The following is a 23498-nucleotide window of genomic DNA, read 5'->3' on the forward strand; positions in this document are numbered from 1 at the left end:
ACAGAGCACAAGTCGCGCCAAGGTTCCTGAGTACGGGTCGGGCTAAGGAGGGGTGATAGAGTGGGATCCGATTTTGTCATTCAACTGGGTCAGCAAGCGCTTTGGGTAACTCTCAAGATTTCCGCCCCGGTTCTGATTTTGGGGCTGGTTGTCGGTTTGCTTGTCAGTATTTTGCAGGCAACAACGCAAGTACAGGAGCAGTCCTTGGCTTTTATTCCAAAAATACTGGCTGTTATTGTCGCACTTGCCGTGTTCGGACCTTGGATGTTAACCGTTATACTTGATTTCACCAACGGAATCATGGGGAATTTAATGCAATTTGTACGATAGGCGGAGGTAGCTGTGAGTTTCGGAATCCTCAATATGCAGATCGAATTGTTTCTGCTCGTTTTTACTCGCGTTAGCAGCATGTTTTTCATCGCTCCGATTTTTGGAATGCGAGGGATACCGGCTCACTTCAAAATCGGTCTTGCATTTTTCGTAAGTCTAGTGGCTTTCTCCTCGTTGCCGGGAAACCAGCTTACGGGTGATTTATTGCAGAACCCGGGTCTGGTGATGGCAGGGATTCTGAAAGAAGCACTGGTTGGAGTTGTGATTGGGTACGCGTGCGTATTAATTTTCTCGGCCGTACAAGTTGCGGGGCAATTTATTGATATCCAAATCGGATTCTCGATCGTCAACGTCATTGACCCTCAAACCGGATTTCATGTTCCCATCATGGGAAGCTTCAAAAATTTATTGGCGATTCTTTTGTTTCTGGGTATGGATGGCCATTTTGGCCTAATAAGCGCAATTATCCAAAGTTTTGAGTATTTGAAGCTTGGAGCTTTTGTGTTTTCAGACGGGCTTCTGGAATTTTTCTTCAAAGCATTTTCGACGATGTTCCTGATAGCTTTGAAGATCAGTATGCCTGTGGTAGCGGCCCTGTTTATCACTGATGTGGGATTCGCGATCATGGCAAGAACCGTGCCTCAAATGAACATTTTTGTTGTGGGGATGCCGGTTAAAATTTTGTTTGGACTCTTTATGATGATTTTGGTTATGTCCGTGTTTGTTTATTTCCTGCAAGACATGTTTCACCTGATGTTCCGACAAGTCGACTCTCTCTTGGAACTGCTGGGGGGAAGGGTATGATCCAGTGGAATCTCCAACAATTTGCCGGAGAGAAAACGGAAAAGCCGACGCCCCGAAAGATGCAGGAGGCCCGTACAAAAGGCCAGATTCCGAGAAGCGTTGAGCTGCCTTCAGCTCTGATCTTATTGGGTACGATCCTTCTCATCAAACTGATGGGCGGGTTTTATATAGAGAATTTGCTGGGATACCTGAAACACAGTTTTACAACCAACCTGTCGTTTTTTCTTACGGAGGCCAATACTACCCGATTGTTCTGGGATGTTCTGCTCGTAACCGCCCTATTTGTGCTTCCTGTTCTCGGTGTGGTGCTTGTGGTGGGGTTTTTTGCCGTTTACCTGCAAGTCGGCGGAATCTTTACGGTCGAGCCCATCACACCAAAGTGGGAAAAGTTGAATCCGATCGAAGGGCTGAAACGAATATTTTCTCAGCGGACATTGATAGAACTGCTGAAATCCCTTCTAAAAGTGGGGCTTGTCGGATATATCGCGTATGACTCCATCATGGGGGAACTTGTTCGTTTCTCCAATCTGACCCGCATGGAAGCTGCCGGGATTTTACAGGTTGTCGGGGAAATCACCTTTGCGATCTTCTGGAAGTGTGCCTTGCTCCTTTTGGCTCTTGCGATCTTTGATTACTTCTACCAAAAGTATGATCATGAACGCAGCCTGCGCATGAGCAAGGAAGAAGTGAAAGAAGAATTCAAAAAGACAGAAGGGAACCCCACCATCAAAGGAAAGATCAAAGAACGGCAAAGAGCGATGGCAATGCGGCGAATGATGCAGGACGTGCCGAAGGCGGATGTGGTAATTACCAACCCCACCCACTATGCGATTGCGATTCAATATGCCGGAGACAAAATGGATGCACCGATCGTTGTGGCAAAAGGGGTCGACGAGATAGCCCAGCGAATAAGGCGGATTGCCCGAGAAAATAACGTTGTATTAGTGGAGAATAAGCCGTTGGCGCAAACGTTATATAAGACAGCCGAGATCGGGGACACGATTCCGCAGGAATTGTTCCAGGCCGTGGCAGAAGTATTAGCCTATGTGTACAGACTAAAACGGAAAGTGTAGGAAGGGAGGTAATTGGCTGATGAGGATATCTGATCTTGGAGTGATCTTTGGAATCCTGGGGATCGTTGTCATGTTGGTAATTCCGCTGCCTACCTGGCTGCTTGATTTTCTGCTGATTGTCAACCTGAGTGTTTCCCTGACGATTCTCTTAGTGGCTATGAATACGAAAGAACCGCTGCAATTTTCCATTTTCCCTGCCTTGCTGCTGATTACCACTTTGTTTCGGCTTGGGCTGAATGTGTCTTCCACCCGTCTGATTTTGAGTCAAGGCCAAGCGGGTAAGGTTATACATACATTTGGTGACTTTGTGGTTGGCGGAAACGCCGTAGTCGGTTTTATCGTGTTTTTGATTCTTGTCATTATCCAATTCATTGTAATTACAAAGGGGGCGGAGCGTGTGGCAGAAGTTGCCGCTCGCTTCACACTGGACGCGATGCCGGGGAAGCAGATCAGCATTGATGCGGATTTGAACTCCGGTCTTATTACTGAAAAAGAGGCTCGCGAACGCCGTCAAACGATCGAACGGGAAGCGGATTTCTACGGGGCAATGGATGGTGCGAGCAAGTTTGTAAAAGGAGACGCGATTGCTTCCATCATTATCGTGATTATCAATATAATTGGCGGTTTTATCATTGGAATGACCATGAACAACAAAGGACTGGGTGTTGCTGAAGTGATGCAGCAATATACGCTGCTGTCAGTAGGTGACGGTTTGGTGTCCCAGATTCCCGCGCTGCTGATCTCCACTGCGACAGGTCTTGTCGTGACCAGAGCCGCCTCCGACAGCAATTTAAGCCAAGATGTGATGAGGCAAATACTCGCTTACCCGCGAATGCTTTATATTGTGGCCGGCATGATGATTCTGTTAGGGTTATTTACTCCGATTGGCCCGCTGACCACGCTTCCGATTGCCGCGTTGGTCGCATTTGGAGGATATCGAATTCAGCAGACCCGGGCAGTTGAAGAAATCAAAATTCAGGAACAAGTGGCTGAGGAGGAACAAGCTGAAGTCCGAAGTCCTGAAAGCGTAGTGAATTTAACCCATATTGACCCGATTGAATTTGAATTCGGTTATGCTTTGATTCCACTCGCGGATACGAATCAAGGCGGGGACTTGCTGGATCGGGTCATCATGATCCGCAGACAAATCGCTTTGGAGCTTGGAATTGTGGTTCCCGTGATTCGAATTCGCGACAACATTCAGCTTCGACCCAATGAATATGTCATCAAAATCAAGGGGAGTGAAATTGCCAAAGGCGAATTGATGTTGGATCACTACTTGGCCATGAGCCCCGGAATCGATGATCCGAATGTCGTCGGGATTCAAACCAAAGAACCGGCCTTTGGATTGCCGGCGTTATGGATAACGGAGGACATGCGGGAAGTGGCTGAAATCTCCGGCTATACGGTAGTGGATCCTCCTTCCGTTGTGGCAACCCATTTAACCGAGATTTTGAAGAGACATGCGTACGAGTTGCTGGGAAGACAGGAAACCAAACAACTGATTGATTCTCTCCGAAACAACTATCCGGCTTTGGTAGAAGAAGTTGTTCCTGCGGTGTATTCAATCGGAGATATCCAAAAAGTATTGTCCAACCTGCTGCGAGAAAAGATTTCTGTGCGTGATTTGGTAACGATTCTTGAAACCATGGCAGATGCGTCATCTTACACCAAAGATCATGACCTGTTGACCGAATATGTAAGAGCTGCTCTGGCAAGACAGATTACCCACCAATACCGGACTCCCGGACAACCACTAACCGTGGTCACACTGTCGCCAGCAGTTGAAAAGATGATTTTGGATCATATCCAGCATTCCGAACAAGGTTCTTATCTGGTGTTGGATCCGATGGTCTCGCAAAAAATTTACCAATCATTGAATGAACAAATTCAATATGTTACAGCAACCGGAAATCCTCCAGTAGTACTTACATCCCCGAATATTCGGATGCATATGAGAAGACTCGTGGAAAGAGTTCTGCCCGATTTACCGGTTCTGTCCTATAACGAATTGGATCCGGCGATCGAGGTTAAAAGCGGAGGGACGGTGAACATTTGATGATTGTCAAAAGGTATGTAGTGAAAGACATGCCGGAAGCGTTAACAAAGATCAGACAAGATCTTGGACATGATGCGGTAATCCTCAGTTCAAAGAAAATTAAACAGAGAGGATTGTTCGGATTGTTTAGTGTCACTCAGCTGGAGGTTGTGGCTGCCGTTAACGATAAGGAGCCGCAAATTGCTGAGAAAAAGAAAGAAGGAAAACAGCCGCTTGTCCAGCCTTCCAACACGGTGAATTCCAGTGAACCGGGTCCACAAAATGAACGGAACCACATCAAACAGCCGGAACCCGGCGTTCATCAAAATTCGGACGCTCAGGTGTTAAAGGAGGTCCAGGAACTTCGAGGAATTCTGGCGAAATTCCTGCATCAAAGCTCAGAAATTCTTCCGGCACCCATCCAGAAAATTCGCTCGGAACTGGTAGCTAACGATGTGTCTCCTGAATTTGCCGAGCGGTTAATTCTGAACATGGTGAAAGAAAATGAGGAAATTCATTTGCTGAACGAACAGGAATTTCGCCATCTACTGACGGATTTAATAAGCAAGGAAATAAATGACATATTGCTTCCTTCGCCTCTGGCATCCGATTCGAGGATTGTAGCTTTCGTAGGACCGACAGGTGTAGGAAAAACCACAACGATTGCAAAGGTCGCGGCAGAGGAATTGTTGAAAAACAGACGAAGAGTCGGGCTCATTACGGCTGATACGTACAGAATTGCAGCAGTGGAACAACTCAAGACATATGCCAACATTTTGCAGATTCCGGTTGAGGTTGTTTTTACGACAGAAGAGGTCGAACAGGCGATTGAGAAAATGAAGGACCGGGACCTGATTCTCATTGATACCGCAGGCCGTAATTACGGAGATCTGGTTTTTGTGGAGCACCTGAATCAATTTCTCCAGGCATCCAGACCGGACGAGACTTGTCTGGTTCTGTCCCTGACAACGAAATCTACCGATTTGGAGCATATCGTAGCGAATTTTGAAGGGGTTGCCATCGATAAATTTATTTTTACCAAGCTGGATGAAACCACAAGTTATGGTGCGATCTATAACCTGACACACCGTTTTAAAAAGCCACTTGCCTATCTGACCACCGGCCAAAACGTACCGGACGACATCGAGGTGGCTACTCCTGAACGGATTGCCAGACTGGTAGTGGGGGAGAAACAGTATGTATGATCAGGCAGAGCGGCTTCGCCAAATGGTACCTTCAGCTAAAAACGAATCACAATCACAAACGCAAACCCGGGTCTTGACAATTACCAGCGGAAAGGGAGGAGTGGGGAAATCCAATTTCTCCTTGAACTTTGCACTAGGTTTGAGTGCTTCCGGCAAAAAAGTGGTGGTGCTTGATGCGGATGTAGGATTTGCCAATATTGACGTACTGATGGGGAAGTCTTCTCGGCGAACTCTGGCAGACCTGGTTCAGAGACGAGCCACCATATGGGACATAATGGAATTCGGTCCGCTTGGCATTCATTTTATTGCCGGGGGCTCGGGTCTTCAAGATCTGCTGAGTCTCAAAGAGGAGCAATTAAATTATTTGATTTCCCAATTGGAAGAACTCCATGGCTTTGCCGAATATCTGATCATTGATACGGGAGCGGGACTCAATGAAGGAACTCTGCGCTTTATCCTTTCGTCCGATGAGGTGATTGTTGTGAGTACACCGGAACCTACTGCAATCACCGATGCTTACGCGTTAATCAAATTGGTCGCAATACGAAGTGCCAATTCCAACATCCAACTGGTGATAAACCGCGCCTCCTCCATAACTGAGGGAAAACAGGCGGCCGACAAACTTGTGCTCGTAGCAAAGAAGTTTCTGAACCTTGACCTTGCAATACTCGGGTATTTGCTCGACGATCCGCTGGTATCAAAGGCCGTCAAAGAGCAGATTCCGTTCTATATCCGATATCCTCAGAGTCCAGCCACTTACTGTATCGAACAGTTGGTCAAAAAACAAGTAAAGATTGCGAATCCGTCTCCAACTCCGGAGTCGGGAATCAGATCTTTTCTCTCGCGAATGACGCAGATTTTTCGCAACTAGGGATTGTGAGGGAACGCCAATGGAACCTATTCGTGTATTGGTAGTAGACGATTCCGCATTGATGCGCCGTCTTATCACAGATATTTTACAGTCAGATCCGGGAATCCAGGTGGCAGCCACCGCCCGAAACGGGAAAGATGCGTTGGATGTGCTGCCTCACCACCGGATTGATGTTGTAACGCTAGACATTGAAATGCCGGTAATGAACGGTATGGAAGCGCTGCCGAGAATTCTCCGGCTTCACCGCACACCCGTTATTATGCTGAGCAGTCTCACGACTTTGGGGGCGGACTCAACGATAAAAGCTTTGGAATTGGGTGCATTTGACTTTATTGCAAAGCCGTCGGGCAGCATTTCCCTGGATCTGGCCAAAGTCAGCGCGGAGCTGATAGCAAAAGTGAAAGCTGCTGCGAAGCGGGGAAAACAGCTTTCCGCCAATCCGGGAATTCCCGCATTAATGTCATCCTTTAAGACTCCGCCTGCAAAAATCTCTCCTTTCAGGTTGGCTGGTTCAGGAATCGTCAACGAGATCGTAGCGATCGGTACCTCTACCGGCGGTCCGCGTGCCTTACAAACTGTACTGACGGGACTTCCGTCCGACCTGAAAGCTGCGGTTGTAATTGTGCAGCACATGCCTCCGGGATTTACAAAATCGTTGGCAAACCGGCTCGACCAAATGTGTGCGGTACGGGTGCATGAAGCTGAACATGGACAGGAACTGGAGCCCGGCCATGCCTATATCGCCCCTGGTGGCTATCATATGCAGGTGGCCTCGTCAGGAAACAAATTTGTGATCCGGCTCGACCAAACTCCGCCAGTCGGAGGACATCGTCCGGCTGTAAACAATTTGTTCCGATCCGTGGCAGCTTTGGAGGGCGTTTCCTTACAAGCGGTTATTTTAACCGGGATGGGGAGCGACGGGGCAGAAGGGCTGAAATTAATCAAGCAGGCGGGAGGAAAGACGATCTCCGAAGCCAGAGAGACCTGTGTGGTCTACGGCATGCCAAAAGCGGCTGCTGAAACGGGATGCGTAGATGCCGTTGTGCCTCTTCACGAAGTTTCAAACCGGATACTTAGTTTCTCAACCAACTAGGAGGTGATTCGAGATGGACATGAATCAGTATATGGAGATGTTCATTGAAGAATCCAAAGAACACTTACAGGCCATTAATGAAAACCTGCTTGCTTTGGAACAATCCCCGACCGATCTTGAAATTGTGAACCTGATTTTTCGCTCCGCCCATACACTAAAAGGCATGGCGGCAACCATGGGGTTTGAAAAAATGGCACATCTCACGCACGAGATGGAAAACGGTTTGGACCTGATGAGAAATGACAAATTGGCCGTAACTGAACAGGTAATGGATGTTCTTTTTCGCTGTGTGGACATTCTGGAATCGCAATTGGCAAGCATTATTGAAACGGGAACAGACGCTTCGGTGGAAATCGAAGACATTGTCAAAAATGTGGTTTCCGTGATTGAAGGAAAACCTTCAGCATTCTCCGGTTCCGTTGCACAAAGCAAGAAGAATAGTGAATCTTCCGTGATCTTTAATCAATACGAACAAACCGTAATCAAAGAATCCGTCACCAGCGGCAAATCGGTCTACTCCATTCGGATCGTTCTCGATAAAGGTTGTGTACTGCGTGCTGCCCGCTCGTACATGGTCTTCAACGCGTATGAAGATCTGGGCGAGATTATTAAATCCTCACCCAGTGCCGAAGATATCGAAGAAGAAAAATTTGAAAATGAATTTGAAATCGTGCTGATCACCGAAGCAGATCTGGAGACAGTGAGGAAAACAGGTCTTCAAGTATCCGAAGTTGCTGTGGTGGACGTCCACAAAATAGACCCCGCCAGACTGGAAGGCCAGCAGGCGGCAGCGGAAGCAGCCGCGGCGAGTATAGCGGCTGAATCTGCTAAGGTAAGTGCTTCCGCTGTGTCAACATCCCCGCAGGGGAAAGAATCAAACGGCACAACAGGCAAGCCGCAGACTGATGCGAAAAAACTGGCTGCGGGCAAATCAGTCCGAGTGGATATTGAAAGACTCGATGTCTTAATGAATTTGTTCAGCGAACTTGTAATTGATAAAACCCGACTTGAGCAGATCTCGAGGGAGATTAGCAATCCTGAATTGGCTGAAACAGTTGAACATATGTCGCGGGTCAGCACGGACCTCCAGTCACTTGTGATGACCATTCGAATGGTTCCTGTCGAAACCGTATTTAACCGTTTCCCCCGGATGATCCGGGATTTGGCCAAAGAATTGAATAAAAAGGTCGATTTCGAGATTCTGGGAGCGGAAACCGAGCTTGACCGCACTGTAATAGACGAAATCGGAGATCCCTTGGTTCATATGCTGCGCAACGCCTTGGATCACGGGCTGGAGACGCCTGAAGAGAGGATCAAGGCGGGCAAGAATGAAGTCGGCAAACTGCAATTGATTGCCTATCATTCCGGTAACCACGTTTTTATTGAAATTTCGGAGGACGGCCGAGGGATTGACCGCAGCAAAATCCTGCAAAAGGCGATTGATCGGGGACTTGCAGACCCGGGACGGGTTGAATCTCTTACGAATGAACAAGTATTTGATTTCATGTTTAAATCCGGGTTCAGTACCGCTGAGAAAATTTCGGACGTATCCGGACGCGGTGTCGGGCTTGATGTTGTGAAAAGCAAAATTGAATCCCTGGGTGGGCGAGTGGTAGTCAATTCCGTACTTGGCGAAGGAACCAAGTTCATTATTCAACTCCCGCTCACCCTGTCGATTATTCAAGCCATGCTTGTTCATATCGGTGAAGAAAAATATGCGATTCCGCTGACATCGATTATTGAAACGGCACACTTGAAACGATCCGACATTAAGAGTGTCCATAGCCAAACCGTAATGGACTTCCGGGGAAAAGTAGTTCCACTCGTTTATCTGGAAGAAGTGTTCTCAATTCCGAGAGAAGAGCCAGAGAATCACGACGGTGAAAATGTTGTAATTGTTCGGAAAGGCGAGAAGCTGGCCGCTTTGGTTGTTGACTCTTTCATAGGGCAGCAGGAAGTGGTACTGAAATCACTCGGCAAATATCTTTCCGGCGGAATTTTTGGAATCTCCGGATCCACGATTCTCGGGGACGGACAAGTCGCGTTGATACTTGATTGCAATGCGTTAATTTGCTAAGGGGGTAATCTGATGCTCGATAAACAAACGGCAGAAAACAGTGGATTGGAAAATAAATATATTGTGTTTCGCTTATTGGATGAGGAGTATGGAGTCGAAGTGAATCAGGTCCGCTCAATTGAGCGAATGCAGCGGATTACCAGAGTTCCGAGAACTCCCGAGTTCGTTAAAGGGGTTATCAATCTGCGTGGAGTTGTAACACCGATTGTTGATCTGAAAACACGGTTTGGTTTGGGGACTGAGAATTATACGGATTCTACTCGAATCATTATTGTTGCGGTAGATGAGATGGAAGTCGGTCTCATAGTGGATGCGGCCAGTGATGTGATCGATATTCCGTCCGAAGCCATTGAACCGCCTCCGGAAGCGGTAGGGGGAGTCAAGGCCTCTTATCTCGATGGGGTAGCCAACCTTGGCAACCGCTTGTTGATTCTGCTGAATCTTGAAAAAGCATTAAACGCGGACGAACTACAACAGCATCATGAGACGGAGAAATAAAGAATGGTCGATCCATTGCTGCGGCTTAACGACTTTCAACTGAGCGTGCTGAAAGAAATCGGAAACATTGGGGCCGGTCATGCCGCCACTTCCCTATCTGTTTTGATGCAAAGAGAGATTGATATGAATGTTCCACGCGTACATGTAGTCTCTTTGCAGGAAATTGATGAGATCATGGGGGGAGCCGAACAGGTAGTAGTCGGGGTGTTTCTCCGAATGGAAGGCGATATTTCCGGAAGTATGTTTCTGGTTCTAAAGTTGGAGAGCGCCGAAATGTTATTGAAAGTTTTAACGGGTTTCGAAGGGAACGGGTTCACCGAATTTGAACAGTCCGCTTTGATGGAGATCGGCAATATTTTAGCCGGTTCTTATCTTTCCGCTTTTTCAGATTTTACAAAGGCGAACATACACGCCTCGGTTCCGGCTATTTCGATCGACATGGCAGGCGCTTTGCTGAACGCGGTATTGATGCATGTCGGGATGTACAGTGACACGGCCCTTGTGATAGACACCGAGTTCTGGCAGGGGAATGAGCTTGTGGACAGCCATTTCTTCTTTCTTCCTGATCCTGGTTCTGTTGCAGCGATATTCAAAGCGCTGGGGGTGGATTTCGCTTGAATATCGTCAAAGTCGGCATGGCCGATCTGAATGTCGCAAGAGATCCCGATATTCTTCGCACTGTGGGACTCGGTTCCTGTGTTGGGGTTGCGATTGTAGACATATCGTCCAAAGTTGCGGGTCTGGCTCATATTATGCTTCCAACTGCAGGCAAACCTGATGTCGAAAACCCTGCCAAATATGCGGATACCGCCATTCCAATGCTGGTAAAGCAGATGCAGCAAAAAGGGGCGGTTGTCAGCCGGATGGTTGCGAAGATTGCCGGTGGTGCCCAAATGTTTTCTACCTTGAACCAAAACGATTTGCTGCGAGTGGGTCCTAGGAATGTTGAGGCGGTTAAAATGTCCCTCCAGCTCCTGGGGATTCCCATTCGAGGGGAGGACACCGGAGGAAATGCAGGGAGGACAATCGATTTTTCCGCTGCGGACGGATCACTCACCATACGGACAGTTGCACAAGGAGTAACTACCCTATGAAAAAACCAAAGCGTACCGCTCCGATCCGTTTTTTATGGTTGGCAGGAGCAGCAGGATTTGGGGTCGCATTTTTCTCCAGCCTGGCGGGCGGAAACCTTTTTGTTACAAGCTTTGAACGTGGTGTTTTCGGTTTCATCTTAACTTCTGTCGCGTATTGGATCATTCAATTTCTGTTTTCTTTCCTGGGACAGAAAGTGTCCGAAACGGAAACGAACAATGATGCAGCTCAGCCAGGTACTTCAGGGACTCATTTTGATGTGTCTCTCCCGGCGGAACCCCTTGATATACCTCCTTCGCCCGGCGATTTTCAACCCTGGACCGTTGCCGACGACAAGGAACCGGAAGAAGAACAAATTGCGAATCTTGTACGAGCAGTCAGAGCTATGAAGGAATAACGGAGGTGGACGCAGATGAACGAGATGATCGCACAATATTTGCCTCTCGTTCACCAAGTCATCAATCGGGTCGCGAAAGGGCTGCCTGCCCATGTCTCTCGGGAAGATTTAATCAGTATGGGGACTATCGGGCTCATTGGGGCCGTGGAACGATTTGAACCCGAAAAAGGCATCAAGTTCGAAACGTTCGCAACTTGGAGAATCCGTGGAGCTGTTCTGGATGGCTTGCGGGAAATGGATTGGATGCCCCGGCAAGTTCGGCAATGGGCCAAAGAAATTGAACGTGCTTTCGCGGCAGTCGAAGCGCAAAAAGTGAATTCTGCAACCGATGAGGAAGTAGCCTCCTGTCTGGGGATAAGCATCGAAGAATTTCATAAGCGAATGTCGCAAATTTCTGCGGGGACCGTTTTTTCACTGGAAGATGCTTTACATGCCGCAGATGAGGAGCAGGGAATTCACGACATCATTCCCGATCCGAAGGCGGAAGACCCAAGTTCCCATGTTACCCGCCAAGAACTGAAATCGATCCTTGAACAAGCTGTGTCCCGGTTGCCTGAGAAGGAAAAATTAGTGGTTGCGTTGTATTACTATGAAGAACTGACAATTAAGGAAATTGCGGAAATCATGGAGGTCTCCTCTGCGCGGGTGTCTCAACTTCATACAAAGGCGATTTGCAGGCTGCGAGGCGGATTAAGCCGCAGAAGGCAAGACTTTAAGTAGACGGAGAGCAGAGAAAGGGGTGACCGGCATCGGAACTTTGGAAGAAAAAAACTGGTGGAGTAAGAACTGTAAAGTGTTTTTGGAGGAAGCGGGACTTTTTGGAGTCATCATTCTGGAATCTGTTCCACCTGAAGGGCTCACCCTCTCTTTAGACGGATTGCAGGACTTTTTGCGTAGTGCCGGAATTCAGCATGGAATTGACCTCGTTCTCTGTCAACAGATTGTGATGAGCCCCGAATCGTATTTGAAAGAACGTTTGCGAATTGCAAAAGGCAAGGAACCGGTAGCAGGTGAAGATGCACGCATTGAAATCTATCTGGATCAAGATGGTGAACGCAAACCGAAAGTGTTGGAGAACGGGCGGGTCGATTATCATGATGTGGGGGCTGTCCGGTTGGCCACAAAAGGGCAGCTGCTGGCTAGCCGAATCCCTCCGACAGCCGGACAAGAAGGACTGGCTGTGACCGGACAAACGATCCCGGGGAGGCCGGGTCGGGATTATAGGCTGCCGCAAGGTCGCAAGACCGCGGTTGAACAGGACGGCTGTGCCCTTATTGCAGAAGTGGACGGCCACGTGGTCTACACTCCGATGGATAATAAAATCAACATCTTTGACGAATATGTGGTGCAGAAAGATGTTGATTTTTCGGTTGGAAATATTGAATTCATCGGATCGGTGCGGGTACTCGGAAATGTGCAGCCCGGATTCAAAATCAAGGCTGATGGCGACGTGGAAATTCAAGGATATGTGGATGCGGCGCTGATTGAAGCGGGTGGGAATGTTACCATACGTGGTGGTATCCAAGGTCGCAACAAAGGCGTGATTCGAGCGGGCGGCAATTTGCAAACACCTTTCATACAGAGTGCCGTAGTCGATGTGGGAGGCTCGTGCAGAGTCGGGGAAAGCATCATGCACAGCCAAGTGAGCGCCGGAGCAAAAATTGTGATGGAAGGCCGCAAAGCAGTGATCGTAGGCGGAACCGTGCGGGCAGGAGAAGAAATTTTGACTCGTGTCCTCGGGTCTCCGATGGCGACGCCCACGGAAGTGGAAGTTGGGGTACATCCGCATCTCCGCAACGAAATGACATCCATTCATGAATCTCTGAAGGAATTGCATAAAAATCTAGACAAAACACAGAAAGCAATTGCTCTCCTCGAAAATATGGCGGGCATGGGGGGGGATCTTCCGCCGGATAAAGCCGCCTTGTTGCAAAAACTCAGGATCACGTTCGAACATTATAAAGTGGAAGAGGAGGAACTGATGTTCCGCCTGTCCGAGATTGAATTGGTGATGCAGGATATCAAGAGTGCTCGCGTGAATGTGTTTGATACGGTTCATTCGGGGGTAAAAGTAATGATCAGCAGCTACGTGTACCATGTACGTGATTCATTCTCAAGGGTTTCATTTGTCATTAAGGATGCAGAGGTGAGAGCAATCCCTCTGTAAAGACGCGAGGTGATTTGTATGTCACACCGCAATATCGAACTTCAGGTCGGGATATCCAAAATAACCGAGGTTACAAAAATCCAGCAGCAACTGCAGCAACAGAGCATGAATGATCAGGCCGATTTTGAACAGGCGATGAAAACACAAACGGAAAAAAAACTGACCAGTCCGGAAAGTCCTGACTCAAGCGCTGCTGTTTCAGATCAAGAAACACCATCCGGTTCGGCTCGGAAAAAACAGCAAAACAAAAGAAAAAAGAACCAATCGCAGCCTCCGGAGCCACCTCATCCTTATAAGGGCAAAAGAATCGATTTGCGAGGGTAGAATCACCCATCAAAGTGACGAGAACCTCTGGAGTTTATTCCGACCTTGAGGATGGGGAACCGACAGGACATCTCGGGAAGGAGAAACGCTTTTGAACATGTTTTTATTCGTTTCCTTATTGGGAATAGCCGTCGTTTTATATGGGATTTTAAAAGGAAAACAGGAGACTTCCGATAACTCTCAAGACAAAGAACTCGAGGCCAGTCTGCACGCTTTCATGGATGAATTTGAAAAGGAGAACCAGTATCTGATTGATACCATACAGCAACTGCAAGCCGAACTCAGACAGGAAACAGCTGCGAATCGAGAACGAATCGGCCAGCTGGAAACAAAAATTGAGCGGTTGGGACAAGCGAGCGGTGCTCAGAAAACGGTTGAGCAGCCTGAAGCTACACCGGCAATCGTATTCAACGAACACTACAGCCGGGTGGTCATGATGTCGAAGGAAGGACGAACACCGGAACAGATTTCGAAAGATACTGGGATTGGTATGGGCGAGATCCAAATGATCCTTAGTTTGGTTAAGCAGGGGAATGCCGTATGATTCAGAACCGAAACTTCCTTTTGGGACTTGGAACCGGTCTCATTGCTGCTTCCATTTTATTTGGAGTGTCCGATTTGGTGAGTTCCAAAGACACTCTTCCTGTTAGCGACTCCTCATTGACCGGCGGGAACCCCCCGCAAACGAATCAGCATCCGCTTGCTGCCGCAACGCCAAACCAGGAAGCTCCTAAAACCTCTGATAAGGTAAAGATTCTGATCACGGAGGGGATGACGGCGGCTGAGATTGCGGAGCTGCTGGTGAAAAAAGGGGTTGTCACTGACTCGAACGCTTTCTTGGAGGCAGCTAAGGATAAAACCAATCAAATCCGAATTGGAACCTATGACTTGCCTGTCAAAGGCGATTATGGACAGATTCTGCAGATTCTGACTTCGGGGAAAGCTCCGTAATTGAGGCTTGTTGTGATTGCCATGGTATGCAGAGACTATGGCTTTTTTAGTTTTGTGTCTTTTTTTTGTGTGTTGTTTTTCTTGCGTGATAATTGCCGCGTATGGTATAGTATCACTTGGTGTTAATACACACGCTGTATAGACCGTAAGAAAGGTGCAGCGCACCACATTTGCCAGACGACATTGCGGATGAACGCTGCAAATGGAGTCGGGCCTGTCTGGTGGGTTGTTTTCTGCGGGATGACGGCAGCGGAGGAAATCAACCATTTGAAAGGAGGTAGAGGATATGGCGATTATCTCCATGAAACAACTTCTGGAGGCGGGTGTACACTTCGGTCATCAGACACGTCGTTGGAACCCAAAGATGTCTCGCTACATCTTCACCGAACGCAACGGCATTTACATTATTGACCTGCAAAAGACTGTAAAGAAAGTCGAGGAAGCATACAATTTTGTTCGCGACCTCGCGGCGGAAGGCAAAACCATGCTTTTCGTGGGAACCAAGAAACAAGCTCAAGATTCCGTGAAAGAGGAAGCGGAACGTTCCGGTATGTTCTATGTGAACCAACGTTGGTTGGGTGGTACTCTTACCAACTTCGGAACGATTCGTAAGCGGATTGAACGTCTGCATGAGCTTGAGCGCATGCAGGAAGATGGTACGTTTGACGTGCTTCCGAAAAAAGAAGTGATTCAACTTAAGAAAGAAATGGAACGTCTTGAGAAGTTCCTCGGCGGTATTAAGGGTATGAAGAGCTTGCCTGGCGCACTCTTTATCATTGATCCCCGTAAAGAGCGTATTGCAGTTGCAGAAGCTAAAAAGCTAGGGATTCCGATTGTCGGAATCGTTGACACGAACTGTGACCCAGATGAAATTGACTATGTGATTCCGGGTAACGACGATGCAATCCGCGCGGTTAAATTGTTGACTGCCAAGATCGCTGACGCGTTGATCGAAGGCGCTCAAGGCGGCGTTGAAGAAGAGCAAACGGTTTAATAGTTGATGGAGGGGTGCGGTAGGGTTGGACGACCCTGGGCACCCTTTTTACATGGTTGAAGAGTGGTTCCATGGAAATAATTATAATTAAGGAGGGCTTCAAAATGAGTATCTCAGCTAATGATGTGAAAGTGCTTCGTGAGAGAACCGGTGCCGGGATGATGGATTGCAAAAAAGCGCTTACCGAAGCAAACGGGGATATGGAAAAAGCGGTTGAAATTCTCCGTGAACGCGGTTTGGCGGCTGCTGCCAAAAAAGCGGGCAGAATTGCTGCAGAAGGTGTAGTTGAATCTTACATACATATGGGCGGTAAGATTGGCGTATTGGTTGAAGTGAACTGTGAAACCGACTTTGTTGCAAAGACGGAAGAATTCCGTTCATTCGTTAAGGATGTAGCTATGCATATTGCGGCAGCCAAGCCTTTGTATGTTCGTCGTGAGGAAGTTCCTGCGGCAGATGTTGAGAAAGAAAAAGAAATTCTGCGGGCGCAAACTCTCAATGAAGGCAAGCCGGCTAACATCGTTGACAAAATTGTGGAAGGTCGAATCGACAAATTTTTCAAAGATACTTGCTTGCTCGAGCAGGAGTTTGTAAAGAATCCGGATCAAACCATTCAGGAGTTGCTCAACGAGAAAATCTCAAAAATTGGCGAAAACATCTCCATTCGTCGCTTCATACGCTATGAAATGGGAGAGGGACTTGAGAAGAAGCAGGACAACTTTGTGGAAGAAGTACTGTCCCAAGCAAAAATCCAAGGATAATAGGGGGGGAACACAAAAGTGTGTTCCCTTTTTTCCAGCCTCTGCAGGAGTGAAATCCTTTTTGTTGAATTTTTAGGAAGTGGAGGGTGAATATGCTGCAACCCAAGTACAAGCGGGTAGTTCTGAAATTGAGTGGTGAAGCCCTCGCCGGTGCGGGCGGATACGGAATTGATGCCGCGGTGATCAATTCGACTGCCTCCCAAATTAAAGAAATTGTGGCATTGGGAACGGAAGTCGCCATTATAGTCGGTGGCGGCAATATATGGCGCGGAGTTTCCGGCAGTGCACAGGGAATGGACCGGGCGACCGCCGATTATATGGGAATGTTGGCAACTGTCTTGAACGCCCTGGCTCTGCAGGACGCATTGGAAAATGCCGGTGTTCAGACGCGAGTTCAAACGTCTATCGAAATGCGCCAGGTCGCTGAACCCTACATTCGCCGGCGAGCGATCCGACATTTGGAAAAGAAACGTGTTGTGATCTTTGCCGCAGGAACAGGCAATCCGTATTTCTCAACCGATACTACAGCAGCTCTTCGCGCTGCGGAAATTGAAGCAGAAGTCATTCTGATGGCAAAAAACAAAGTGGACGGCGTATACAATGCCGATCCAAGAACCAATCCGGATGCAGTCAAATACCAAGAGTTATCCTACCTGGAAGTGCTTAACAAAGGGTTGGGCGTAATGGATTCAACCGCAATCTCTCTCTGTATGGACAATAATATGACCATTATTGTTTTTAATATTTCGGAAGAAGGCAATATCAAGCGAGCTGTTTTGGGTGAACATATTGGTACTGTTGTACGGGGGGAACAAAAATGATGAATGATCTGATGAAAAGTATGGATGAACGGATGGATAAAGCCATCGCAAATCTTAAAAAAGAGTTTGCAACCATTCGGGCGGGCCGTGCCAATCCCGGAATTCTTGACAAGGTCCAGGTTGATTATTATGGCTCAACAATGCCGATTAACCAACTTGCGAGCGTCAGTGCACCTGAGCCGCGTCTACTGGTTATCACTCCTTGGGACAAGGGTGCATTATCCGAGATTGAAAAAGCGATCATGAAAGCGGATTTGGGATTAACTCCTACCAATGATGGAACCGTGATTCGAATTGCAATCCCGGCTCTTACGGAACAAAGAAGACAGGAACTGGCCAAAATGGCTCGGAAAATGGCGGAGGATGCACGCGTTGCCGTTCGAAACATTCGACGGGATATCAACGAGGATATCAAAAAACTTGAAAAAGCCGGTGATATTTCCGAAGATGACAGCCGCCGCGCTCAAGAGAAAGTGCAAAATACAACGGATCGGTTTATCGGCGAGATCGATAAAGCTTTGGCAACAAAAGAACAAGAAATCATGGAAGTCTGACTTGGTATAACTTTGGCATTCACCTGCCTCAGGGATTTGGCGAATGCCAAGTTTTCCTCCATATGCGGTTTCACGTCCGTTTGGGGGCGCTTCGACAGAAGCTTTTTTTATATTCCGGGGGACTGACGACGATGAACCTTAAGGATTTATTTCAACGCAAGACAACAAGCAACGTGAACGAACTGTCTTCTGGAGGGGTTCCTTATCACGTCGCGGTGATTATGGACGGTAACGGGCGTTGGGCAAAGAAACGCGGGTTGCCTAGGATCGCCGGCCATCGGGCGGGAATGGAATCGGTAAAAAATATTACCCGGGCAGCCAATGATATAGGTGTTCGAATCCTTACTCTCTATGCTTTTTCAACCGAGAACTGGAAACGACCCGAACAGGAAGTTGAGTTCTTGATGCGTCTTCCGCAGGAGTTTCTCCTGTTGGAGCTAAAAAGCCTGATTAAACAAAATGTGCGAATTCAAATTCTCGGTGAACTTGAATCGCTGCCAAAACACACTCGGGAGTCGGTTTCGGAAGCGGTTGAAAAAACCGCAAACAATTCGGGAATGTTGTTGAATATAGCACTGAATTACGGGAGCCGTTTCGAAATCGTCAATGCCATCAAATCCCTTGCGGAAGAGGTTCGTGCCGGGACACTGTCACCGGATGACATAGACGAGGAGGCTGTCAATTCTCGTTTGTTGACAAAAGGCATACCGGATCCGGATCTGTTGATTCGAACCAGCGGCGAATTAAGATTGAGCAATTTTCTGCTTTGGCAGTTAGCCTATACAGAACTTTGGTTCACAGATGTTTTTTGGCCTGATTTCACGAAAGAGCATTTCTACGAAGCTATTCGAGCGTACCAAAAACGCGGTAGACGCTTTGGAGGACTAAAATAGGAGTGAGCCCTAGGTGTTGTACCAAAGAGTTCTGACAGGAATCATTGGCGGACCCGGTATTTTGGCGCTTGTTTACTTAGGAGGCGCTTGGTTTACCGGACTCATTTCTTTTTTGGGGATAGTGGGGTTTTCAGAATTTCTCCGGATGAAGGGGTATCGTTACTTTGAAATCCCCTCGTTGGCAGGTTTCCTGTTAACTCTGATTTGGATCTTGTTTGGTGCGGAATGGCTTCACTCGAAAGAGGCTGCGCTGCTCTGGGTGGTTTATGGTTTTTTGCTTTTGACCGTGGGAATGAAGAATCGTTTTACTTTTCGGGATATCTCCTATATTCTTGTCGGCACGATTTATATTGGTTTGTCCCTGCACTATGTGTTGAAGCTTCGGGGGCTGCCGGATGGACTTTGGTTGGTTCTGTTTGTTCTATTCTCGATTTGGGCAACCGACATCGCAGCCTATTTTGTTGGGAAAGCGGTTCGGGGACCAAAGATTTGGCCATCGATCTCACCCAACAAAACTGTATCTGGGACAATAGGTGGGGTGGCGGCTGCTGCTCTGGTAGGGATTGCTTACTCTCTCTTTTTGGGAACAGATCATCCGATCCAACAATGGATTGTTGGTGCAATGGCCATTTCGGTGGCGGGACAAATCGGAGATTTTGTAGAGTCGGGACTGAAGCGGTCGCTGGATGTAAAAGACTCCGGCGAGATCATTCCGGGGCACGGCGGAGTGTTGGACAGGTTTGACAGCTTGCTGTTTGCCGCACCCATCGCGTATTATCTACTCGTTCTTGTATTTGATTTTTAGCTTCAAAGCAGCGTGCAGAAGTGTTATTGTTTCGATTCTGAGGTGACAGAATGCCCAAAAAACTGGCTATATTAGGATCAACAGGTTCGATTGGAACGCAAACTTTGGATGTTGCGGCCGCTCATCCGGACGAATTTGAAGTGGCAGCACTGGCGGCAGGCTCCAACTTGCCTGTGATGATTCAACAGATTGAAAAATTTCGCCCGGCGCTGGTTTCTGTCGCCACCCCTTCACTTGCAGCAGAACTGAAAGAACGGTTTGGCGGTACGTTACAAGTAGAGGTAGGAGAAGCGGGTTTACATGCGGTCGCTACATATTCCGAGGCAGAAATCGTTGTAACTGCAGTTGTGGGGGCCATGGGATTACGTCCCACTATAGCCGCGATTGAAGCAGGAAAAGATATAGCTCTAGCCAATAAGGAAACATTGGTGGCTGCAGGCCATCTGGTGACGGATCTGGCAGCACGTCACGGTTCGCGGATTCTTCCGGTAGACAGTGAACATTCAGCCATTTTTCAATGCATTCACGGTACGAATCAGAAGGACGTGGCGAAAATTTTATTAACCGCTTCTGGTGGCGCATTTCGGGATAAAAGCAGAAAGGAAATGGCTGCTGCCAGTCGTGCGGATGCCCTCGCCCACCCGAATTGGTCAATGGGGGCCAAAATTACAATTGATTCGGCTACTCTGATGAATAAAGGATTGGAAGTAATTGAAGCGCACTGGTTGTTCGGACTTCCTTACGAACAAATTGAGGTGCTTATCCACCCGCAAAGCATAATTCATTCCATGGTAGAATTTCGGGACCGTTCGGTTTTGGCCCAATTGGGTACTCCGGATATGAGAATCCCGATTCAATATGCTTTATCGTATCCGAATCGTCTGGAGTCTTCATGGCCTTCCCTGGATTTGCTTTCCGTTGGAACACTTACATTCCGCAAACCGGACCTTGTTCGGTTCCCGATTCTCGGACTGGCTTATGAAGCCGGGAAAGCGGGCGGCAGTATGCCTGCGGTATTAAATGCGGCCAACGAAGCTGCAGTAGACCTTTTTTTGCGTGAAAAAATAGGGTTTTTGGATATTGAGAGAATCTTGATGCAAGTTATGGAGCAGCACACCTCGATTCACCATCCTACGCTGGACGACATCGCAGCCGTTGACCAATGGGCTCGCGAGGCGGCTCGAAGGCTGGGTAAGTCGTAATCATAGATCATTATGAAAGAATGGGAGGATGCAAAATGCGCCAGAGTACATATTTAGTGCCGACACTTCGCGAAGCCCCGGCAGAGGCGGAAGCTGTCAGCCATAAGCTGATGCTCCGGGCCGGCTTTATTCGCCAGGTAGCTGCCGGAATTTATACATATTTGCCGTTGGGATGGCGGGTTTTAAGAAAAGTGGAAACGATCGTCCGTGAAGAAATGGACAGAGCCGGAGCGCAAGAAATTCTGATGCCTGCGATGCAGCCTGCGGAATTGTGGCAGGAGTCAGGACGCTATCAGGTGTATGGACCTGAATTAATCAGGCTTCAAGATCGGCATGAACGGGAGTTTGCGCTGGGTCCCACTCACGAAGAAGTGGTTACGACCCTCGTCCGGAATGAGGTTCGTTCCTACCGGAAGCTGCCGATGAATCTTTATCAAATTCAAACCAAATTTCGGGATGAACGGCGTCCTCGGTTTGGCCTGTTGCGGGGCCGAGAGTTCTTAATGAAAGACGCATACTCTTTCGATGGAGACTGGGAGGGACTGGATAAAACCTACTGGTCGATGTATGACGCATACTCACGCATTTTTACCAGATGCGGGTTAAACTTCCGGCCCGTAGAGGCGGATGCAGGTGCAATCGGCGGTGAAGGAGGCACGCATGAATTCATGGCGTTGGCCGATATCGGGGAAGACACGATCGCCACTTGCACCAATTGCGATTATGCCGCGAATTTGGAAAAAGCGGAGTCAGGCCCGGGGAAGCAAGAGTACCGTGAAGTTACAGTCGGCGAACACGAGAAGTTTCATACACCCGCGATTCGAACGATTGATCAATTAACAGAAGCGTTCGGCATTGATCCCAAGCAGCTGATTAAAACGTTAATTTATAACGTGGACGGTCAACCTGTGGCGGTTCTGGTTCGCGGGGATCACGAGGTAAACGAGATTAAGGTCAAAAATTTCCTGGGCGCTGAAAATGTGGAACTGGCTGATGCGGAGACCACGCAAAAAGTCACCGGCGCAACGGTCGGTTTCGCCGGCCCTGTCGGATTATCCGTTCCGATTCTGGTCGATCGGGAAGTGGCGGCAATGCCATTCGGAATTGTTGGCGCTAATGAGCAGGACCACCATATCAAAAATGTCCGGCCGGGTCACGATTTTTCTGTAGAAAAGACAGGGGATTTCCGAAACGTGATTGAAGGGGATACTTGCCCCCGCTGCGAAGGGACTCTCAAATTCTATCGCGGAATCGAAGTTGGGCATGTATTCAAGTTGGGTACCAAGTACAGTGAGAAACTGGGTGCCAAGTATTTGGATCAAAACGGCAAGGAGCAAGTCATGATCATGGGATGCTACGGGATTGGAGTATCACGCGTACTCTCTGCCATCGTTGAACAGAATCATGATGACAACGGGATTATCTGGCCGCTGTCGGTTGCTCCTTTCCATGTTCACCTGATTCCTGTATCTGCAAAAGACGAGACGCAGATGAAACTCGCCGAAGAATTGTATGAACGCTTGCGTTCCAACGGCGTGGAAGTCTTGTTGGATGATCGGGATGAACGTCCGGGAGTCAAATTCAAAGATTCCGACCTTACCGGAATTCCAATTCGTGTTACGATCGGAAAAGGAGCGGCTGACGGACGGGTCGAATATAAAGAGCGTCGCCACAATGAACAATTGGACCTTGCGCTGGAAGAAGCGCTTACCCGCATCGTCCAAGCTGTGAAGCAGATCGGGTAAGTCAACCGCGTCCCGGGGATTAAAAACACGGGGACATGGGGAGAACAATTACTAACAATTGGCTCCCTTGCAAGGAGCTTCCATCACACTGGAGGTGGCTCTTTCCACGTGAATACGTTGATTATTCCCGCATACAACGAAGCTGCCAATCTTCCGCACGTTCTTTGTGTCGTGAAAGATATGGATTGTTTTTACGAAATTATAGTGGTGGATGATGGATCTTCCGATCAAACGGCAGAAGTTGCCAATTCGTTTGGGGTTCGTGTAATCCGCTTGGAACAGAATCAAGGCAAAGGGGGGGCCATCGCTGCCGGGTTGAGGGCAAGCGAGACCCCTTTTCTCACCTTGTTGGATGCCGATTTAATCGGCTTGCAGCCTCACCATGTAGAAGCGCTCGGACAACCGGTTTTAAACGGAGAAGCCGCCATGTCGATGGGCATATTTTCTTCCGGCCGGTTTCGGACCGATTGGGCCCAAAAAATTGCTCCTTCCATAACAGGTCAACGGGTACTGCGCCGCGAATTATTAGAGAGTATGCCGGCTCTTGAAACCACCCGCTTTGGTGTGGATCTGGCCATGACCAACCATGCCAAACGCTTGCGGCTGCCGGTTGTAGAAGTGATTCTGCACGATTTGACTCAACGCATGAAGGAAGAAAAACTGGGGCTGGCACGCGGGGTTGCCGCCCGTTTGAAAATGTACTGGGAAATCATGCGGGTGATCGGGAAGTAACACGAATTGAGTTTGGGTCCCCACCAAAGTACTCGGTGTTGCTACAACGCTTCACGTCACTTTGGTGGGAT

Annotated in this window: 26 protein-coding genes; all 26 read left to right on the top strand. The window is 48.3% G+C overall.

The features are described 5' to 3' along the window. Nucleotides 1-60: 60 nt before the first annotated feature. The 26 genes from fliQ to ACFO8Q_RS15750 all read left to right on the top strand — a co-directional run bounded on the left by fliQ (nucleotide 61) and on the right by ACFO8Q_RS15750 (nucleotide 23427). Nucleotides 61-330 (top strand): flagellar biosynthesis protein FliQ, encoded by a 270-nt coding sequence (fliQ, locus tag ACFO8Q_RS15625; protein ID WP_380026749.1) that lies wholly within the window; start codon nucleotides 61-63, stop codon nucleotides 328-330. A gap of 12 nt (nucleotides 331-342) precedes the next feature. Further along, nucleotides 343-1134 carry a flagellar biosynthetic protein FliR gene (fliR, locus tag ACFO8Q_RS15630; protein ID WP_380026750.1) on the top strand — a complete coding sequence of 264 codons (792 nt, stop codon included), beginning with the start codon at nucleotides 343-345 and terminating at the stop codon, nucleotides 1132-1134. Then, the gene (flhB, locus tag ACFO8Q_RS15635; protein ID WP_380026751.1) at nucleotides 1131-2207 is read left to right on the top strand and encodes a flagellar biosynthesis protein FlhB; all 1077 of its coding nucleotides are present in this window, start codon (nucleotides 1131-1133) and stop codon (nucleotides 2205-2207) included. The genes fliR and flhB overlap by 4 nt, the downstream gene beginning before the upstream one ends. A gap of 19 nt (nucleotides 2208-2226) precedes the next feature. Further along, nucleotides 2227-4266, top strand: coding sequence for a flagellar biosynthesis protein FlhA (gene flhA, locus ACFO8Q_RS15640; protein ID WP_380026752.1), 2040 nt, complete (start codon nucleotides 2227-2229; stop codon nucleotides 4264-4266). Then, a complete protein-coding gene (gene flhF / locus ACFO8Q_RS15645) occupies nucleotides 4266-5450 on the top strand; it encodes a flagellar biosynthesis protein FlhF (RefSeq protein WP_380027028.1) in 1185 nt (394 codons plus the stop codon). Before flhA ends, flhF begins: the two co-directional genes overlap by 1 nt. Further along, a complete protein-coding gene (locus tag ACFO8Q_RS15650; protein ID WP_380026753.1) occupies nucleotides 5443-6321 on the top strand; it encodes a MinD/ParA family protein in 879 nt (292 codons plus the stop codon). The genes flhF and ACFO8Q_RS15650 overlap by 8 nt, the downstream gene beginning before the upstream one ends. A 19-nt stretch (nucleotides 6322-6340) precedes the next feature. Then, nucleotides 6341-7414 carry a protein-glutamate methylesterase/protein-glutamine glutaminase gene (locus tag ACFO8Q_RS15655; RefSeq protein ID WP_380026754.1) on the top strand — a complete coding sequence of 358 codons (1074 nt, stop codon included), beginning with the start codon at nucleotides 6341-6343 and terminating at the stop codon, nucleotides 7412-7414. A gap of 13 nt (nucleotides 7415-7427) precedes the next feature. After that, nucleotides 7428-9491, top strand: a complete 2064-nt coding sequence (locus ACFO8Q_RS15660; protein ID WP_380026755.1) for a chemotaxis protein CheW — start codon at nucleotides 7428-7430, stop codon at nucleotides 9489-9491. 12 nt (nucleotides 9492-9503) lie between these two features. Beyond that, nucleotides 9504-9989: a chemotaxis protein CheW gene (locus tag ACFO8Q_RS15665; RefSeq protein WP_380026756.1), complete on the top strand. Its 486-nt coding sequence runs from the start codon at nucleotides 9504-9506 to the stop codon at nucleotides 9987-9989. Nucleotides 9990-9992: 3 nt separating this feature from the next. Further along, entirely contained in the window at nucleotides 9993-10607 is a 615-nt protein-coding gene (locus ACFO8Q_RS15670; protein ID WP_380026757.1) for a chemotaxis protein CheC, read from the top strand. Further along, nucleotides 10604-11083, top strand: a complete 480-nt coding sequence (locus tag ACFO8Q_RS15675; protein ID WP_380026758.1) for a chemotaxis protein CheD — start codon at nucleotides 10604-10606, stop codon at nucleotides 11081-11083. The genes ACFO8Q_RS15670 and ACFO8Q_RS15675 overlap by 4 nt, the downstream gene beginning before the upstream one ends. Further along, nucleotides 11080-11478 carry a hypothetical protein gene (locus ACFO8Q_RS15680; RefSeq protein WP_380026759.1) on the top strand — a complete coding sequence of 133 codons (399 nt, stop codon included), beginning with the start codon at nucleotides 11080-11082 and terminating at the stop codon, nucleotides 11476-11478. Before ACFO8Q_RS15675 ends, ACFO8Q_RS15680 begins: the two co-directional genes overlap by 4 nt. 15 nt (nucleotides 11479-11493) lie before the next feature. Further along, nucleotides 11494-12198, top strand: coding sequence for a FliA/WhiG family RNA polymerase sigma factor (locus ACFO8Q_RS15685; protein WP_380026760.1), 705 nt, complete (start codon nucleotides 11494-11496; stop codon nucleotides 12196-12198). 19 nt (nucleotides 12199-12217) lie between these two features. Then, a complete protein-coding gene (locus ACFO8Q_RS15690; RefSeq protein WP_380026761.1) occupies nucleotides 12218-13645 on the top strand; it encodes a DUF342 domain-containing protein in 1428 nt (475 codons plus the stop codon). An 18-nt stretch (nucleotides 13646-13663) separates the two neighbouring features. Then, nucleotides 13664-13969: a hypothetical protein gene (locus ACFO8Q_RS15695; protein ID WP_380026762.1), complete on the top strand. Its 306-nt coding sequence runs from the start codon at nucleotides 13664-13666 to the stop codon at nucleotides 13967-13969. A 97-nt stretch (nucleotides 13970-14066) separates the two neighbouring features. Next, nucleotides 14067-14513: a DUF6115 domain-containing protein gene (locus ACFO8Q_RS15700; protein ID WP_380027030.1), complete on the top strand. Its 447-nt coding sequence runs from the start codon at nucleotides 14067-14069 to the stop codon at nucleotides 14511-14513. After that, nucleotides 14510-14920, top strand: coding sequence for a hypothetical protein (locus tag ACFO8Q_RS15705; RefSeq protein ID WP_380026763.1), 411 nt, complete (start codon nucleotides 14510-14512; stop codon nucleotides 14918-14920). Before ACFO8Q_RS15700 ends, ACFO8Q_RS15705 begins: the two co-directional genes overlap by 4 nt. A 286-nt stretch (nucleotides 14921-15206) precedes the next feature. Then, complete coding sequence (rpsB, locus tag ACFO8Q_RS15710; RefSeq protein ID WP_380026764.1) at nucleotides 15207-15914, top strand: 30S ribosomal protein S2; 708 nt, start codon at nucleotides 15207-15209, stop codon at nucleotides 15912-15914. 104 nt (nucleotides 15915-16018) lie between these two features. Next, nucleotides 16019-16675, top strand: coding sequence for a translation elongation factor Ts (tsf, locus tag ACFO8Q_RS15715; RefSeq protein WP_380026765.1), 657 nt, complete (start codon nucleotides 16019-16021; stop codon nucleotides 16673-16675). 92 nt (nucleotides 16676-16767) lie between these two features. Next, nucleotides 16768-17496 (top strand): UMP kinase, encoded by a 729-nt coding sequence (gene pyrH, locus ACFO8Q_RS15720; RefSeq protein WP_380026766.1) that lies wholly within the window; start codon nucleotides 16768-16770, stop codon nucleotides 17494-17496. Then, a complete protein-coding gene (gene frr, locus ACFO8Q_RS15725) occupies nucleotides 17493-18050 on the top strand; it encodes a ribosome recycling factor (protein WP_380026767.1) in 558 nt (185 codons plus the stop codon). Before pyrH ends, frr begins: the two co-directional genes overlap by 4 nt. A 131-nt stretch (nucleotides 18051-18181) precedes the next feature. Further along, nucleotides 18182-18943, top strand: a complete 762-nt coding sequence (locus tag ACFO8Q_RS15730; RefSeq protein WP_380026768.1) for an isoprenyl transferase — start codon at nucleotides 18182-18184, stop codon at nucleotides 18941-18943. Between the two features lie 13 nt (nucleotides 18944-18956). Further along, on the top strand, nucleotides 18957-19748 hold the full coding sequence (locus ACFO8Q_RS15735; RefSeq protein ID WP_380026769.1) for a phosphatidate cytidylyltransferase: 792 nt from the start codon (nucleotides 18957-18959) through the stop codon (nucleotides 19746-19748). A gap of 50 nt (nucleotides 19749-19798) precedes the next feature. After that, nucleotides 19799-20950 (top strand): 1-deoxy-D-xylulose-5-phosphate reductoisomerase, encoded by a 1152-nt coding sequence (locus tag ACFO8Q_RS15740; protein WP_380026770.1) that lies wholly within the window; start codon nucleotides 19799-19801, stop codon nucleotides 20948-20950. A gap of 35 nt (nucleotides 20951-20985) precedes the next feature. Then, nucleotides 20986-22695, top strand: coding sequence for a proline--tRNA ligase (locus ACFO8Q_RS15745; RefSeq protein WP_380026771.1), 1710 nt, complete (start codon nucleotides 20986-20988; stop codon nucleotides 22693-22695). Nucleotides 22696-22803: 108 nt separating this feature from the next. Further along, a complete protein-coding gene (locus ACFO8Q_RS15750) occupies nucleotides 22804-23427 on the top strand; it encodes a glycosyltransferase family 2 protein (RefSeq protein WP_380026773.1) in 624 nt (207 codons plus the stop codon). The last annotated feature ends 71 nt before the right edge of the window (nucleotides 23428-23498 follow it).

The sequence above is a fragment of the Effusibacillus consociatus genome, from assembly GCF_042652925.1.
Taxonomy (GTDB): Bacteria; Bacillota; Bacilli; order Tumebacillales; family Effusibacillaceae; genus Effusibacillus; species Effusibacillus consociatus.

What these genes read in the sequence shown, in the direction of transcription:
- pyrH (WP_380026766.1), top strand. Translation starts at nt 16,768, where the DNA reads ATGCTGCAACCCAAGTACAAGCGGGTAGTTCTGAAATTGAGTGGTGAA.
- ACFO8Q_RS15745 (WP_380026771.1), top strand. Translation starts at nt 20,986, where the DNA reads ATGCGCCAGAGTACATATTTAGTGCCGACACTTCGCGAAGCCCCGGCA.
- tsf (WP_380026765.1), top strand. Translation starts at nt 16,019, where the DNA reads ATGAGTATCTCAGCTAATGATGTGAAAGTGCTTCGTGAGAGAACCGGT.
- ACFO8Q_RS15660 (WP_380026755.1), top strand. Translation starts at nt 7,428, where the DNA reads ATGGACATGAATCAGTATATGGAGATGTTCATTGAAGAATCCAAAGAA.
- flhB (WP_380026751.1), top strand. Translation starts at nt 1,131, where the DNA reads ATGATCCAGTGGAATCTCCAACAATTTGCCGGAGAGAAAACGGAAAAG.
- frr (WP_380026767.1), top strand. Translation starts at nt 17,493, where the DNA reads ATGATGAATGATCTGATGAAAAGTATGGATGAACGGATGGATAAAGCC.
- ACFO8Q_RS15740 (WP_380026770.1), top strand. Translation starts at nt 19,799, where the DNA reads ATGCCCAAAAAACTGGCTATATTAGGATCAACAGGTTCGATTGGAACG.
- ACFO8Q_RS15680 (WP_380026759.1), top strand. Translation starts at nt 11,080, where the DNA reads ATGAAAAAACCAAAGCGTACCGCTCCGATCCGTTTTTTATGGTTGGCA.
- flhA (WP_380026752.1), top strand. Translation starts at nt 2,227, where the DNA reads ATGAGGATATCTGATCTTGGAGTGATCTTTGGAATCCTGGGGATCGTT.
- ACFO8Q_RS15705 (WP_380026763.1), top strand. Translation starts at nt 14,510, where the DNA reads ATGATTCAGAACCGAAACTTCCTTTTGGGACTTGGAACCGGTCTCATT.
- flhF (WP_380027028.1), top strand. Translation starts at nt 4,266, where the DNA reads ATGATTGTCAAAAGGTATGTAGTGAAAGACATGCCGGAAGCGTTAACA.
- ACFO8Q_RS15730 (WP_380026768.1), top strand. Translation starts at nt 18,182, where the DNA reads ATGAACCTTAAGGATTTATTTCAACGCAAGACAACAAGCAACGTGAAC.
- ACFO8Q_RS15670 (WP_380026757.1), top strand. Translation starts at nt 9,993, where the DNA reads ATGGTCGATCCATTGCTGCGGCTTAACGACTTTCAACTGAGCGTGCTG.
- rpsB (WP_380026764.1), top strand. Translation starts at nt 15,207, where the DNA reads ATGGCGATTATCTCCATGAAACAACTTCTGGAGGCGGGTGTACACTTC.
- ACFO8Q_RS15665 (WP_380026756.1), top strand. Translation starts at nt 9,504, where the DNA reads ATGCTCGATAAACAAACGGCAGAAAACAGTGGATTGGAAAATAAATAT.
- ACFO8Q_RS15650 (WP_380026753.1), top strand. Translation starts at nt 5,443, where the DNA reads ATGTATGATCAGGCAGAGCGGCTTCGCCAAATGGTACCTTCAGCTAAA.
- ACFO8Q_RS15700 (WP_380027030.1), top strand. Translation starts at nt 14,067, where the DNA reads ATGTTTTTATTCGTTTCCTTATTGGGAATAGCCGTCGTTTTATATGGG.
- ACFO8Q_RS15685 (WP_380026760.1), top strand. Translation starts at nt 11,494, where the DNA reads ATGAACGAGATGATCGCACAATATTTGCCTCTCGTTCACCAAGTCATC.
- ACFO8Q_RS15655 (WP_380026754.1), top strand. Translation starts at nt 6,341, where the DNA reads ATGGAACCTATTCGTGTATTGGTAGTAGACGATTCCGCATTGATGCGC.
- ACFO8Q_RS15695 (WP_380026762.1), top strand. Translation starts at nt 13,664, where the DNA reads ATGTCACACCGCAATATCGAACTTCAGGTCGGGATATCCAAAATAACC.